Annotated in this window: 16 protein-coding genes; all 16 read left to right on the top strand. The window is 37.3% G+C overall.

Annotation, left to right across the window (positions count from 1 at the left end; genetic code table 11):
• The first annotated feature begins 14 nt into the window (after window positions 1–14).
• The 16 genes from J3U91_RS05880 (at window position 15) to J3U91_RS05805 (ending at window position 15,252) form a co-directional block, all read left to right on the top strand.
• A complete protein-coding gene (locus J3U91_RS05880) occupies window positions 15–296 on the top strand; it encodes a hypothetical protein (RefSeq protein WP_002816692.1) in 282 nt (93 codons plus the stop codon).
• A 75-nt stretch (window positions 297–371) separates the two neighbouring features.
• Complete coding sequence (gene argS / locus J3U91_RS05875) at window positions 372–2,072, top strand: arginine--tRNA ligase (protein ID WP_002820561.1); 1,701 nt, start codon at window positions 372–374, stop codon at window positions 2,070–2,072.
• Between the two features lie 2 nt (window positions 2,073–2,074).
• A complete protein-coding gene (locus J3U91_RS05870) occupies window positions 2,075–4,138 on the top strand; it encodes a transglycosylase domain-containing protein (protein WP_002820560.1) in 2,064 nt (687 codons plus the stop codon).
• 42 nt (window positions 4,139–4,180) lie between these two features.
• Entirely contained in the window at window positions 4,181–4,525 is a 345-nt protein-coding gene (locus J3U91_RS05865) for a YlbF family regulator (protein WP_002820559.1), read from the top strand.
• 18 nt (window positions 4,526–4,543) lie between these two features.
• Complete coding sequence (locus tag J3U91_RS05860) at window positions 4,544–5,785, top strand: metallophosphoesterase family protein (RefSeq protein WP_002820558.1); 1,242 nt, start codon at window positions 4,544–4,546, stop codon at window positions 5,783–5,785.
• On the top strand, window positions 5,785–8,250 hold the full coding sequence (locus J3U91_RS05855; protein WP_002820557.1) for an ATP-binding protein: 2,466 nt from the start codon (window positions 5,785–5,787) through the stop codon (window positions 8,248–8,250). The genes J3U91_RS05860 and J3U91_RS05855 overlap by 1 nt, the downstream gene beginning before the upstream one ends.
• Complete coding sequence (locus J3U91_RS05850; RefSeq protein WP_002820556.1) at window positions 8,243–9,211, top strand: 3'-5' exoribonuclease YhaM family protein; 969 nt, start codon at window positions 8,243–8,245, stop codon at window positions 9,209–9,211. Before J3U91_RS05855 ends, J3U91_RS05850 begins: the two co-directional genes overlap by 8 nt.
• A gap of 39 nt (window positions 9,212–9,250) precedes the next feature.
• Window positions 9,251–9,772: a YqeG family HAD IIIA-type phosphatase gene (locus J3U91_RS05845; RefSeq protein WP_002820554.1), complete on the top strand. Its 522-nt coding sequence runs from the start codon at window positions 9,251–9,253 to the stop codon at window positions 9,770–9,772.
• Entirely contained in the window at window positions 9,759–10,916 is a 1,158-nt protein-coding gene (gene yqeH / locus J3U91_RS05840; protein WP_002820553.1) for a ribosome biogenesis GTPase YqeH, read from the top strand. The genes J3U91_RS05845 and yqeH overlap by 14 nt, the downstream gene beginning before the upstream one ends.
• A gap of 14 nt (window positions 10,917–10,930) precedes the next feature.
• On the top strand, window positions 10,931–11,251 hold the full coding sequence (locus J3U91_RS05835; RefSeq protein ID WP_002820552.1) for a YhbY family RNA-binding protein: 321 nt from the start codon (window positions 10,931–10,933) through the stop codon (window positions 11,249–11,251).
• Window positions 11,235–11,897 carry a nicotinate (nicotinamide) nucleotide adenylyltransferase gene (gene nadD / locus J3U91_RS05830; RefSeq protein ID WP_002821125.1) on the top strand — a complete coding sequence of 221 codons (663 nt, stop codon included), beginning with the start codon at window positions 11,235–11,237 and terminating at the stop codon, window positions 11,895–11,897. Before J3U91_RS05835 ends, nadD begins: the two co-directional genes overlap by 17 nt.
• Window positions 11,897–12,466: a bis(5'-nucleosyl)-tetraphosphatase (symmetrical) YqeK gene (gene yqeK, locus J3U91_RS05825; RefSeq protein ID WP_002820550.1), complete on the top strand. Its 570-nt coding sequence runs from the start codon at window positions 11,897–11,899 to the stop codon at window positions 12,464–12,466. The genes nadD and yqeK overlap by 1 nt, the downstream gene beginning before the upstream one ends.
• Window positions 12,467–12,470: 4 nt before the next feature.
• Window positions 12,471–12,833, top strand: a complete 363-nt coding sequence (rsfS, locus tag J3U91_RS05820) for a ribosome silencing factor (RefSeq protein WP_002820549.1) — start codon at window positions 12,471–12,473, stop codon at window positions 12,831–12,833.
• A 3-nt stretch (window positions 12,834–12,836) separates the two neighbouring features.
• Entirely contained in the window at window positions 12,837–13,577 is a 741-nt protein-coding gene (locus J3U91_RS05815; RefSeq protein WP_002820548.1) for a class I SAM-dependent DNA methyltransferase, read from the top strand.
• Window positions 13,577–14,710, top strand: coding sequence for a nucleotidyltransferase (locus J3U91_RS05810; RefSeq protein WP_002820546.1), 1,134 nt, complete (start codon window positions 13,577–13,579; stop codon window positions 14,708–14,710). Before J3U91_RS05815 ends, J3U91_RS05810 begins: the two co-directional genes overlap by 1 nt.
• Window positions 14,707–15,252 carry a DUF177 domain-containing protein gene (locus tag J3U91_RS05805; protein WP_002820545.1) on the top strand — a complete coding sequence of 182 codons (546 nt, stop codon included), beginning with the start codon at window positions 14,707–14,709 and terminating at the stop codon, window positions 15,250–15,252. The genes J3U91_RS05810 and J3U91_RS05805 overlap by 4 nt, the downstream gene beginning before the upstream one ends.
• Window positions 15,253–15,257: the final 5 nt, after the last annotated feature.

The raw sequence follows: 15,257 nt of genomic DNA, 5'->3' as shown, positions 1-15,257 counted from the left end.
GTTAAGGAGAAAATATGCCACTTAAACCAAATGAATTAGCTGAACAAAATTCGAAGTTTCGAATCGGTGATGTTTTGTTGGCTGAGCCTTACGGAGGTTTGCAACACCCTATTACCGGGCAGGTTGAAAGAATTTATGAAAATTCGCTTTTAATCGAAATTACCGATAACCAAAAAGATGATCAGATAACCGTTACGGAGATGAATCATCGAGCTGTTGTGCCGATGGATTCAGTTGAAATTATCAAACATGGACCGAAACCAAAGCCGGCAGATGGCGATGGCAATAAAAAGTAATCGAAAATAATGAATAATAATACTTCAACCGCGATTGCGGTTTTTTAATTCGGAAGGGTCTGTATAATTAGATTTATGAATTTTACGCATATTATTGCAGAAAAAATTAATCAAACTTTAGAAAATACTTTTGATTTAGACAAACTTGAGAAATTGGTTGAAAAACCCAAGGATCTTAATAGGGGCGATTATGCCTTTCCGACTTTTTCTTTAGCCGCTAAATTTCATGAGGCACCTCAAAAAATTGCTTTGAAAATTGCCGATGAAATTGATCGAACCAATTTTGCCAATGTAAAAGCTGTTGGGCCTTATGTTAATTTTTTTATCCAAAGAGTTGAGTTTACTAATCAATTATTGAAAGAAATTCTACTGAATGATGATTTTGGCAGGAATAACCAAGGTGCCGGTAAAAAAATTGTTATTGATATGTCTTCTCCCAACATTGCCAAACCTATGAGTATGGGACATTTACGTTCGACCGTAATTGGCGAAGCAATTTCCAAGATTGCCAAAGCAAATGGTTACCAAACAATAAAAATAAACTTTCTTGGTGACTGGGGAACTCAATTTGGCTTAATGATTGCCGCTTACAAACTATGGGGCGATGATAAGCTAATCAACAAAAATCCGGTCGATGAATTAGTTAAACTTTATGTCAAAATTAACAAAGAATCGGAGACAGATAAATCTTTAAAGGATTCTGGACGGGCTTGGTTTAAGAAATTAGAAGACGGCGATCCAGAGGCTGTTAAGCTGTGGAATTGGTTTAAAAGCGTTTCTTTAAAGGAATTTCAGGAAGTTTACGATCGTTTGGGAGTTAGTTTCGACTCGATGAATGGTGAAGCTTTTTATAACGATAAGATGGAGCCGGTTGTGAAAATGCTTGCTTCCAAAGGTTTGTTAACTGAGTCTCAAGGGGCGGAAATAGTTGATTTGCCTAATTTATTGCCAAAAGATAATTATCCAATAGCAATGATAAAACGTTCTGACGGGGCGACTCAATACATTACTCGAGATTTGGCCTCTGCTATTTATCGTCACGATGCGTATGACTTTGCTAAGTCCCTGTATGTTGTTGGCGCTGAACAAAAGGACCATTTCGATCAGATGAAAGCAATTCTGAAGTTAGCCGGAGATGATTGGGCTGATGATATCGAACATATTGGTTTTGGAATGATTACAATGAACGGAAAAAAAATGTCGACTCGAAAAGGAAATATTGTTCCTTTGGTTGATGTTTTGGATACAGCTCGTCAATTGGCTGCCGAACAAATTTCTGAAAAAAATCCGGGACTTGAAAATGCGGATCATGTTGCCGAAGAAGTTGGTGCAGGTGCGGTTGTTTTTAATGATTTACAGAAGGATCGAAATCTATCGATCGATTTCAATTTAGAAAAAATCGTTCAGTTTGAGGGAGATACTGGGCCTTATGTGCAGTATACACATGCTCGGGCAATGAGCATTTTGAGGAAATCCGGGCAGCAAGCCATTTTGAATACTGGGGTAACTTTTGTTGATGAAGAAGCCTGGCCGATTGTTTCAAGACTATCGGCTTATCCGGAAATGATTAAACGTGCTTGGCAGCTTCGGGAACCAAGTATTGTTGCTAAATATTTATTGAGTCTGGCTCGTGATTTCAATTCTTATTACGCACACACCAAGATTCTTGTTAACAATGAAAAAATGCAATCGCGTTTGTCTTTAGTCCAGGGCGTATGTTCCGTTTTGAAGAGTGGTTTAAATTTATTAGGAGTTTCTGCACCTAACCAAATGTAATTTTGTTTAAAAAGAATCAAAAATTTAAGTTCTTCATTAAAAAATTCCAACTAGTCCGCTGGGTTATTTTGTTTTTCCTTGTGGTCTTTTTTGTTGGATCATTTTATCTGATTGTTCAGGCTCAAATGGCTGATGTGGACAAATTGTCTCAGCAGTTGGCCAAGCCAACAACTATTTATGACAAAAGTGGAAAAAAAGCCGGTGAATTAGCTGACCAAAAAGGAACTCAGGTCAGTTTGAAAGAAATTTCTCCAAATTTGAGGAAGGCCGTTCTTTCGACTGAAGATCGTAATTTTTATCATGAATTTGGTTTTTCTTTTAGCGGATATGCCCGGGCTTTGTGGTTATTTGTTCGTAACAAAATAACCGGTCGGAATTATATTTCCGGTGGTGGATCAACGATAACCCAACAGCTAGCCAAAAATGCTTATCTTGGTCAGGAACAGACTTTTACGCGAAAGTTTAAGGAACTTTATTTATCGATTGAAATCGAAAAAAATTATTCTAAAAATAAAATTCTTTCAATGTATCTTAATTCATCATATTTTGGCCATAATATTTATGGTGTCGAAGATGCTGCCGAGGGATATTTTGGTGTTTCGGCCGCTAACCTTTCTGTTTCTCAGGCAGCTTCGATTGCCGGAATGCTGGCTAATCCAACTCTTTACGATCCAACAAAGTATTTGAAGTATGCAACCTCGAGACGAAATACAGTCTTGCAGAACATGGTTTCAAACGATAAGCTTAGTCAAAAAAAAGCCACCGCTATCGAGAAAACGAAAGTAGTCGCGAAGACACCCAATGTAAGTCAAAAAACAAATTATCAATATCCTTGGTTTTTTGATGCCGTAATCGATGAGGCAATCAGCAAGTATCATTTGACCGAAACAGAAATTATGAACCGTGGCTATAAAATCTACACCACACTTGATCAGGAAGACCAAAAAGATTTGCAGGAAGATTACAGCAATAAATATCTTTTTCCAGTCGAAGATGACCAATCCGCTTCAATTGCTTTAAACGCCAGAACCGGTGGCGTATTGGCTGTAATCGGCGGCCGTGGGAAACATGTTTTCCGAGGCTTCAATCGAGCAATTCAGGCTAGACGTTCTCCTGGTTCTTTAATCAAGCCTCTGGTCGTTTATGCACCTGCTTTAAGCCGAGGATATAGTAGTACAAGTACTTTTCCGAATACGCCGATAACTTTTTCCGGAAACTATCGTCCAACAAATGCTTTGGGATATGAATCAGGCAAAGTTGATATGGCGACCGCTATTGCGGATTCGTATAATATTCCGGCTGTCTATTTGTTGGATAAGATTGGTGTTAAGACAGGCTACGATTATGCAAAAAAATTTGGTCTCCCAGTAGAAAAATCCGATGAAAATCTTGCATTGGCACTTGGTGGGATGAAAGAAGGCGTTTCACCCCAGGAAATGGCACAGGCTTATACAGCTTTTGCAAATAATGGGAAGATGTCGGCTGCCCATTACATTACGAAAATTGTTGATGCGACTGGTAGCGTGATTGTCAATCGTCCCGACGTTACACAAAAACAAGTTATTTCAAAAAAAGTCGCAAATGAAATGACTACTATGATGTTCGGCGTTTATAAAGACGGAACGGGAGCCGCGGCAGCACCAAGCGGTTACAAAGTTGCCGGCAAAACCGGAACAACACAAGATGTCGATAATACAAGTATCCAGTATGCCTCAAAAGATTTATGGGCAATTGCTTATACACCTGATCTGGTAGTTGCTTCCTGGCAGGGTTATGATGTTTCAACGACTGGTAAAACATTGCCAACCTATCTGAGCGAATCGTTAGGCCCGTTATTTAAGGTTCAAACCGAACAATTAATTTCCAATTCTCCACAGACAGCCTTCGGCAGTCAATCAAGTACAAAAGAAAGTAGTTCAAGTTGGCTTGATAAATTGAAAAATTTATTTAATAACTCTGGGAAAACAGGCAAAAATATCAGCAACCAATTCGCCGGGATCAAAGATAAGATTTCTGATGCTTGGAATAGCTTGTCTAATTTCATTCAGGAACATTTAAAACAGTAATCGTGTCGATGCTTTGATAAAATTGATGAGACAGGAGATAATATGGCAACATTATTTGATCAAGCTAAATTAATGGCAAGAGAATTACAGGATTCAGATGAGTTTAAACAGCTTTCGACAGCTTTGGCAAAAGTGAGAGCCGATCAGGAGGCCAACAGTGCTTTTCATGATTTTCAAGTGGCTCAAAAAGAAATTCAAGAACTTCAATCTAAGGGTGAGGAACCAAAGCCGGAACAAATTCAGCGTTGGCAAACCACCGCTCAAAAAGCTCAGCAACTTAAACCAATTAAAGATTTAAGTGTTGTTGAACAAAATTTAAATAATATGCTTGGCGAAGTTAATGAAATTATCACTGCGCCGCTTAATGAGCTTTATTTGAATAATTAAAAGAAATTCAAATCCGGCATGTCCGGTTTTTATAATCGAGGAAAAATGAAATTTATTCACGCAGCAGATATTCATTTAGGCAATCCGATCAGTGGAATTGATCGTAAAATAAATCTTCCGGAGGAAGTAAAAAAACAAATTGCTTTAGCAACTTTTACAGCTTTTTCCAACGTTATCAAATTAGCCGTAGATCGACATGTTGATTTCGTTCTTTTTCCGGGTGATCTTTTCGATTCTAGTCAACAAAGCGCTTATCTTTATAATTTTTTGAATCAACAATTTCAAAATTTAAAAGAAGCCGGAATTGAAGCCTTCATATCTTTTGGTAATCATGATTTTCAATCGGATGTCGAAAATGATTTTATCTGGCCTGAAAATGTCCATGCTTTTCCAAAATCTAAAGCAAAAACTTTTTTTCATGATTCATGGGATGGCAAGCGAGTTGCGATAACCGGTACAAGTTTTGTTGTTCGCAACCCACGGGAAAGTCTTGTACCTTTATATCCAAGCCGCGATCAATCTGCCACATACCAAATCGGCATGTATCACGGGAGCCAAGGAAATTCATCGGCAAATAATTACGCGCCTTTTTCGGTTGGTGATTTGCAGGCTTTAAATTACGATTACTGGGCTTTAGGGCACATTCATGTTCGGCAAGTACTTTCAAAAAATCCAGCAATTGTTTATTCTGGCGATCCCCAGGGCCTTGATCTGACTGAAACGGGTGAAAAAGGTGTTTATTTTGTCAGTGATGAAAATGATCAGGGCGGTTTGACAGCGGAATTTGTTCCTTGCAGCAGTTTTGTATTTGATAGTTTTGAGTTATCAATTAACGACCAGAGCGCGATTTCAAATATTTCCGATTTAATTGTTCAAGAATTATTAAGTTTTAATCATAAAAAAATGAGTCTAAATGCGATTCGAGTTAATTTATCGGCTTCGCTTCCGGAAAAAATTCTTGATCAGCTTACTGATACAAGTTTTTTGGATCTGGTTAATTCAAAAACCATTAGAGAAAAGCAGTTTTTGATCAAAATGGATTTAAATGTTGATCAAAAAAAAGATAATTTTAATCAGTTGGAAGAACGATACTGGCAGGCAGCCAAAAATGATGTTTTTGATGAACAAAGTTTTAATCAGGCTTTGTTGAGAACCTTCAATTCTAATCAGCAGTTTGTGATTCGGCATTTTACTGATCCAAATGTTCAGGCAAAACTGATGTCCAAAGCAGAACAAATAATTTCAGAAAGGATAAGTTGATGGAAATTAAGAGAATTCATATTTCCGGTTTTGGTAAATTTTCAGACTTTAACTTGGATTTCAAAAATGATTTGCAGGTTATTTATGGTCAAAACGAAGCCGGTAAATCAACACTTCGTCAATTTATTACGGGGATTTTATTTGGTTTTGCTCAAAATAAACGGCAAAGTAGTAATTTATACGAGCCGCGGAATAGATCTCAATACGGTGGAGACCTTGTTTTTGAACAGGACGGTAGTCTTTGGGATGTGTCCCGTCTCGGCCGAACACAGTCAAAGCTTGAAATTACCGATCAAAATGGTAATCACGTCAATAATCCCGAAATCTTCCTAACTAAATTATTGTCACCTTTTAGTCAGGACAGTTTTGAAGATATTTTTTCCTTTGATCAAGAGCAGTTAAATGAAATCAGAAGTTTGTCCGGCAAAGAACTTTCTGATCGATTACTTAGTTTTTCTGTAGTCAATGCCGATCAGTGGCAGTCCCTTAGTAAAGAATTGGATAAAAATGCCAGCGTAATGTTTGGTCTCACGAAAACCTCTAAACGGCCGATTAATCAGTTGCTGGCCGAACACCAGCAGATCTCCAACCAATTGAATTCAATGGGTGGGCAGTTAAGTGACTATCGCAAGAGCTCCCAACAAAAAAAATCGACTTTGAAACGAATTGCCGAATTAGATTCTCAATTACATAATTTAAAGAAACAAATGGATGAATTCTCCAAACTGATCGAATTATCGGGCCTTTTCAATCGAAAAGAAAGAATTTCGATGCCGAAGACCAATGATCGCTTTTCTGATCAGCAAATCAGCAATTTAACCGACGAAATTGAGCAGCGGGTTGAAAAACTTCAAAGCCAAATTAAAGGAATAAATCTAGATAAAAGCGAAAACAAATCGACTATTATTGCTGAAAATCCACTATTAACGATTTATAAAAATAATCGTACCGATATTGACTTACTTGATAAGTCGATTCCTAATTTGATTGCCGAAAATAATTTATTCGATCAGAATGATAATCAAATTAAGAACATTTCAAGCCGCTTAAGCGAGTTGCAAAATGATCTAAAAACTAAATTCGGCGATCGAATTCCAAGAGCATTGCCGCAGGGAGTTTCGATTCAGCCAAGCAGATCAATTACTGTATTTTTTATTATCGGAATTATTTTGATGCTTTTAGGTGTTTTTGGAATTGTTAAAGGATTTCAGACCCCTGCATTCCCTTATCCTTTTTGGATTTGCGGTGCTGGAGTTTTGTTCATTGGCGGCTTGTTGTCATTTTTTGAAAGGCCAAAAAAACAGTCGATAAATCTTTCCCAATATGGTTACTCCAATCAAGTGAGCTTGGATACTATTATTGATTCGCAAAATCATTTGCAGGAATATCACCAGAAAATCGATCAATTCCAACAGCTACAAAATGAAAAGCAGTCGCATCTTTCTAAAATTAATTCGATTCTCAAGTTAGCAAACTCGCTTCGCGAATTTTTACCATCTGCTAAACAGGACCATGATGCTTTAATTGATCAAATTCAGGTAATTTTGAATGAAATTAGAGATGAAAGGCAGTCGGCCATATTATCAAAAGAGCAAAAAAAACTCGTTGACGAAAATCGTCAGCAGCAAATTGGCCATTTGCAGAATTTAAAAAGTGAGCAACAACAGATTTTTAATTATCTCAAGGTCGATAATTATCAAAATTTCCAGTACCTTCAAGCTGAGAAGATTAAAAATAAACAGAGACTCAATCAGCTTGAGAGTATTAACCAGCTTTTAACGCCGGAAAAAGAAAATCAAATTAAAGAACTTGGTGGAGTTGAAGAAATCACTAAAAAGAAACAGGCCCTAAAAGTTCGGATCGATAGTATTGAAGGGGAAATCAAACAGGAAAATCAGCAGTTATTGAATTTGAATGCGACTTTGTTGAATGCCAGCTCCGATACAGACTATCAGACTAAATTGCAACAGCAATCGGATTTGGAAACAGACATAAATAACGATTTAACTGAGTATTTTGCTAATAAGTTAGCTTTCAGCTGGATTAATGAAAGTCTTTATCAGATTAGCCATAAACGTATGCCGGAGATCAGATCCAGAGCAGAACAATATTTTGCCGAATTAACCGAAAATAAATATGTAAGTATTATTTTTGGCGTTAATTCTTTGCTAGTGGCAAATCAACAGAACGAAAAGTTTTATTCTTATGAACTTTCCAAGGGCAGTTCCGAGCAACTGTATGTTTCTTTGCGTTTGGCCTTTGCCGAATCAGTTGCCGAAAAAAACTCCTTGCCTTTTTTGATAGATGATAGTTTTGTCAATTTTGACGTTGAACGAAAAAGTATCATGGACAATATCTTGCACCGTTTGGCTGAAAAATATCAGATCATCTACTTTACAGCTAATCCGGACCAAAATTTCTCGCAAAGCAATATTATTAATCTAGGGGAGGCTGCCAATGCTTAACGAACATAAAAAAGGTGAAAATTATAGTATTTATCTTTTGATCAAATCGGCTGAAAAACGAATGACTAGCAAAAGTTCCCCATATATTCGTTTGACTTTAACGGACCGATCTGGTGAGATTCAAGCTAATCTCTGGGACGCAAGTGAGGAAGACGTTGCCAATTACGTGCCTGGAAAAGTTGTTTATTTAAATGTTCTACAAGATGAGTATCAATCCAAGCCACAGTTGAAGATTCAAGAAATCAGATTGGCCAATGAAACTGAACCCAGTGACCCTTCTTTGTATGAAATTAGTTCGCCAGTTTCGAAAAAAGAACTTCAATCGCAAATTAACGATCTTTTGTTTCAAATTACCAATCCGACTTGGAATCGGGTTGTTCGCAATATTTTAAATAAATATGCTGACAAATATTATGAATACCCGGCTGCTGAAAAAATTCACCATGCTTATCGCGGTGGACTGGCGTTTCATTCACTTTCAATTGCCAAGCTAGCCTTGGCTGTTTCTGATTTATATCCTCAAATTAATCGTTCTTTATTATTGGCTGGTGCTTTATTGCATGATATTGGCAAGACAAAAGAGCTTTCTGGACCTGTTGGGACAGAATATACAACTGAAGGACAGTTGCTCGGACACATTGTAATTGGCGATGAAATTATCGTTCAGGCTGCAGAAGAACTTGGCTTTGATTTGAATTCCGAGGATATGCTTTTGTTGAGACACTTGATTTTGAGTCATCACAATAAACTGGAATTTGGTTCTCCAATTCAGCCAAGAGAATTAGAAGCCTTTGTTTTATCTAAATTAGACGATCTTGACTCACATATTCAATTAATCACAACCGCCGTTAACAAGACTTCGGCTGGTAATTTTTCGGAAAAGATTTTTGCTGCTGATAATCAGGCTTATTATCGTCCAAAAACCGATTTATCGGAAAAAAGCGATCAAAATGATGATTGACGGACAAATTGTCTGAGTTGATTGTTACAATAAAACTCAATGCAAGGGATTTACGAACCAACTTATCGAGTTAAAAAAGCTTGGGGTATCAGTCCTCGGGCGCTTAAATCACATGGAATTACAACTGTACTGGCCGATCTGGATAATACATTGGTTGCTTGGAACAAACCAGAAGGTGGAGATGATTTTTTTGTGTGGCATGAAAAATTATTGGATGCTAAAATAAATTTAATCGTTGTTTCGAATAACTCTACCGGTAGAGTCAAGAAAGCTGTTAAAGCCTTGGGGGTACCCTTTGAGTCTTGGTCTTTAAAGCCACTACCAAGAGGGATTAAAAAAACTCTTAGGGATTTTAATTTGTCAAAGGAAGAGGTTATCATGGTTGGCGATCAAATTATGACTGACATTGTTGCAGCGAACTTAGCCGGAGTCAGGAGTGTATTGGTTAAACCTCTGATCGAAACGGATGGCTTTCCAACTAGAATTAATCGTTATTTTGCAAAACTGGTCACAAAAAATAAAAAGGAAAATTGGGAGGACGACATAGTTGACCCTGAGTGAAGACCAAGTTACACAATTATTAAATGATGGAATTGTTTGTATCGGTTGCGGCGCAAGATTTCAATCCACAAAAAGAGGTGTTCCCGGTTATTTAAATGAACACAAATTGCGCAGTTATTTGAGTTCCTTAAATTCAGTCGATGATCCGATCAATTTACTTTGTGAGCGGTGTTTTAAATTAAAAAACTATAATCAAATAGAACCAGTTGCTTTTGATTCGGATCATTTTCAAAAGATATTAACTTCTATATCTGATAAAAAGGCCCTCGTTTTGTATCTTGTGGATCTTTTTGATGTTGGTGGATCGATGATTAATGGATTGACTCGTTTCATTGGTAATAATCCGGTTGTTCTAGTAGGGAACAAATTCGATATTCTGCCTAAATCCGTGAAAAAAAACAAAATCGCTAATTGGTTGACAAAAGAGGCTAAGAACGAAGGAATTAAAGTTTTAAAAACGGTTGTTTTATCCGCTGACAAGGGTGATTCGGGTCAGTATTTACTTGAAGAAATTTCCGATTATATCGATGAATATGAAGAAATTTTTGTTGTTGGGGTGACCAATGTTGGCAAGTCGACATTAATTAATCAAATTATCAAACAAATATCCGGTCGCGGATCGGTTATTACCACTTCTCGTTTCCCTGGAACGACACTCGATAAAATTGAAATACCTTTGACAGAAAAAACGAGAGTAATTGACACTCCGGGAATTATTCACGATTCTCAAATGGCCCATTTTATTGATTCTAAAGATTTTAAATATTTGCTTCCAAATAAGGAAGTGAAAGCAGGAACTCTTCAACTATCGAAAGGCCAGGCTATTTTTCTTGCTGGCCTTGGATGGATCGATTTCTTGAATAAGTCGAAAATTTCTGTAACGGCTTATTTTGAGAACAATATTGAATTGCATCGTGGAAAAATTGAAAATGCTGAAAAATTATTCAGTTCCCAAGCCGGAAGGTTACTTAAACCAACCGTCTTGAAAGAATATCGGGAGCTTGAAAAGAAAGAAATTAAATTAAAAGCTAATCAGGATTTTGCGATTGCCGGACTTGGATGGTTTACTTTTCACGATTCGGCTCCAATTTGTTTTCATTTGCCAAAAGGTTTGGCCTTTTCCGTACGCCAGGCTGAAATTTAGATAGAATAAAAGCAATGGAAATTTTATCAGGTAAACAAAAAAGATATTTGCGATCGCAGGGTAATCAGCTACCGGCTATTTTTAGTGTAGGGAAAAATGGTTTAACAAAAATTTGGTTGGGCCAGGTATTGGATGCTCTAAGAGTTCACGAATTAATTAAAATTAGTTTACAACAAAGTGCAGTTGTCGACATCGATGCAGCGATTAAATTCATACAAAAAAATTCTCAGATTATGATTGCACAAAAAATCGGTCATACGCTTCTTCTATATTTGCCTTCTTCAAATCCTGATTATCAAAAAATTTCAGTTGAGGTAAATGAACTTGCTCACTAGTCTTGCTTCTACAAAAACCTTTGTTCATCCGAAGGCAGCATTGGATGGTCAAAAGGAAAAACATCGAATCGGTATCTTTGGTGGAACTTTTAATCCGATTCATAACGGGCAGTTGATAGCTGCCGAACAGGTTTGCAACCAATTAGGGCTTGATAAGATTTATTTTATGCCTGACGCAATTCTTTTTGGCGGAACCCATAAAAACGCTGTTGAACCATCTGCCAGAGCCGAGATGATCAGGCTGGCAATTCGTGGTAATTCAAAGTTTGGTATTGAATTAACGCCAATTCACGATGGTGGCCAGCAGTCGACCTATAATGTTTTAAAGAAAATATCATCGAAGCATCCGGAAAACGAATATTACCTGATTTTGGGAGCTCACTTAATTCGCCAAATAAGCAGTTGGGATAATGTTTCCGCTCTGAACAAGTTAGTTCATTTGGTTGCGATTGAAGAGCCTGGAGTAAGGCGTGTCTCTGATTTTGAGGCGATTTGGACATATGTTAATTGGTTGAATATTTCTTCTTCCGACATTCGTTCTCATTTAAGAACTCGTCAATCTGTTCGCTATTTAATCCCGGATGCTGTTGCTGCATATATAGCTGATATAGCTGAGTATGGTTTATACCAAGGGAGGTTTTCCTAATGGCTTATCCAAAATATGATTATTTATATCCTCGAGTGAAAGCGGCACTTTCTCGTGAACGTTTTGAACACGTTGTTCGAACAGGCGAATACGCGGTTCATCTTGCGGAATTAAACAACTATGATCAGGACAAGGCCCAAATCGGAGGTTTGATTCATGATTATGCCAAAGAACGCAGCAGGGCTGATTTTTTGGCCGAGATCGACAAAAAAAATTTAGATCCTGATTTAAAGAAATGGGATAGTTCTATTTGGCATGGCATTGTCGGCGCTGAATTTGCTAAAGACGAATTAGGAATTGATGATGAAGAATTATTAAACTCAATTCGTCGTCATACGACTGCCGACATCGAAATGACTACTCTTGATAAAATAGTTTATATGTCTGATTTTTTGGAACTTGGTCGTAATTTTTCCGATACAGATGTTGCTCGTGAAGTGACTGACCAATCTTTAAATGATGGTGTGGCCTGGCAGCTGCAATTTTCGGTTACACGTTTGGTACGAAATCACTGGGCAATTTATCCAAAAACGATTTATGCATATAATCACTGGGTTGGAGGAAAATAAATAAGTGGAAAGCAAAGAATTGTTAGAAAAAATTGTTCAAATTGCCGATGGCAAAAAAGCCGAGAATCTAATTGCTTTGGATATTCGTGACTTATCAATTATCTCTGATTACTTTCTGATTGCCAGTGCTGATACTGGTCGTCAGGTTCAGGCAATTGCCGAAGAAATTATTGATCAGCTACATAAAAAAGGTATTTCGGCGTCTCATGTTGAAGGTTTGGGCGAAGATGATTGGGTTCTGCTTGATTATGGCGATGTGGTGGTCCATTTGTTTACAACGGAAAAACGCGATTATTACAAGCTTGAACATTTGTGGAGTGAAGCAAAGACGGTTGATCTTTCTGACTGGATTACTGCGGAATTTTGATTAATGAATCCTAATTATTCAATTTTCGCGGAATTATATGATGAACTTTTTGACCCGAATATGTATCTTAGTTGGAACGGCTTTGTTCAGGATAATAGTCGCAATAATCGGATATTGGATTTAGCGGGTGGTTCTGGCAAACTGGCTGTTTTATTGACTAAGTCCGGCTATCAGGTATCGATTTTAGATTTGTCGAGTCAAATGTTATCTCTGGCAAAGCAACGTGCTGAGAACAATAATTTTAGTTTTGATTTATTTCAAGCCAATATGGCTCAAAATTGGCATTTAAATAAGCGTTTTCCTTTGATTAGTTGTTTTGCCGATTCTTTAAATTATTTATCAAATATTGGAGAAACGAAAAGAACATTTTTCGAGGTATTCAATCATCTTGAAAAAAACGGCAAATTTCTTTTTGATGTTATTACACCTTATCAGGTCAATGTTGTTTACAGGAATTATATGTATAATAATGACGATGATCCTGAGAAAATTTTTATGTGGACGAGTTTTCCTGGAGATATAAAAAATTCTGTTGATCACGATTTAAAGTTTTTTGTTTATCAAGAAGGGATCGATGCCTTTAAAATGGTTCGCGAGGTTCATCATGAACAAACCTATCCACCTGAAAAGTATCTTTCTTTACTGAAAGAGATTGGCTTTAGAAATATTCATTTGACTTCTGATTTTGGTCGTGGAAAAATCACCAGGGATACTACGCGGGCATTTTTTGTTGCGGAGAAGTAATGGAAGCAACTGGTTTAATAACTGAATACAATCCTTTTCATAACGGCCATTTATATCACTTAAAAAAAGCTCAGGAATTGACGAAGGCCGATGTGACGATCGTTTTGATGTCAGGAAATTGGGTTCAACGGGGTTTACCGGCAATCACCGATAAATGGAAAAGGGCTCAGGCCGCGATTGATGCTGGAGCAGATTTGGTTTTTGAGCTTCCTTTTTATTATGCTGTTCAAGCGGGTGAGATTTTTGCGCAGGGAGCTGTTCGCTTACTTTCTGATTTGCAGGTTTCCTCGATCATATGCGGATCGGAACATGCTGATATTGATTTTATTAATTTAGCAGCACATGAACCTGATATTTCGGGAAATTCGAATTTCGATAAAAAAAATCGAACTTTTGCCAGTAATTATGCAGCAGCATTGGAGGAAAAAACGGGCTTCTATCTCGAAAACGCCAATGACATTCTGGCTTTTAGTTATGCAAAAGCAATTTTGAACCAGAATTTAACAGAAAAAATAAAACTGCGAACGATTTCGCGAGTTTCCGCGGATTACCATGATCAATTTCTAAATGATGGTGAAATTGCTTCGGCAACTGCCATTCGAAAAGCTTTATCGGAAGGGCAAAATGTTGACTCTTACACACCGATGAGTGATTTACAATATACTGATTATGAAGCAAGGCTCTTTCAACTATTAAAATATCGTTTATCAACGGACGGTTTGGGTCAAATAAGGTCAATCTATCAAGTGAATGAAGGAATGGAGTATTTAATCAAACAAGCGATTGAAAAAAATCCGTCCGATTTTGGCGAATTACTTGCTTTAATTAAGTCAAAGCGATATACTTTTGCGCGTTTGCATAGAGTATTGGTGTATATATTGTTGAATATTAAAGTTGATCAAATGAACTTGGCAATGCAGAATCCATACCACCGTTTGTTGGGATTTACAGAAAAAGGGAGACAGTATTTGCATGAAAAAAAAGGCCGATTTAATTTTCCAACGATTAGTCATGTTGATCAAAAAACGGCTAATAAATCATTAGCGATCGACTATAAGGCTGGTTTGGTTTATAACCAGATTATGGACTATAAAAGTACGCAGGATATTAAAAGGACGCCCATTCAATCATGAAATATTTAATTCAACAATTACGGAAATATGAAAGAACACCGCTGCTTGTTGATGAAACAATTGATTTGTCTGCTCCGGCTCGCGAGAATTTTTCCGATCGTTTGTTAGACTTAAAACCTTTACATGTCACAGGCGAAATTAGTTACGAGAAAAATGACCAGATATCTGTGTCTTTGAAGATCGAAGGGGTGGCTGTTTTACCTTCGGCACGCAGTTTTTATCCGGTTCAATATTCTTTTGAAATACCAATGGATGAACTTTACGTTCAGGACCAGGAAACTCTTGATGCGTTTGCGCAAACCGAACAGGTATTTTTAATCGAAAGAAACCAGTTGGATTTGGATGCGGCTATTTTGGAAAATATTGTTACCGAATTGCCGATTGCTGTTTATACTGATGAAGAATTAAAGGAGAAACCTATTTCCGGCAAGGGTTGGAAATTGATCGATGAAGAGGATTACGTTGAACCTGAAAGCGGAGATCATAAAGAAACAACACAGAATCTTGGTGATTTCTTTCCAGACAACGATGAAGACAGGTAGAATAT

Source organism: Oenococcus oeni (genome assembly GCF_020510245.1).
GTDB lineage: Bacteria > Bacillota > Bacilli > Lactobacillales > Lactobacillaceae > Oenococcus > Oenococcus oeni.
The sequence above is the reverse complement of the archived record's forward strand: the minus strand, read 5'-3'. Positions and strand labels throughout refer to the sequence as shown.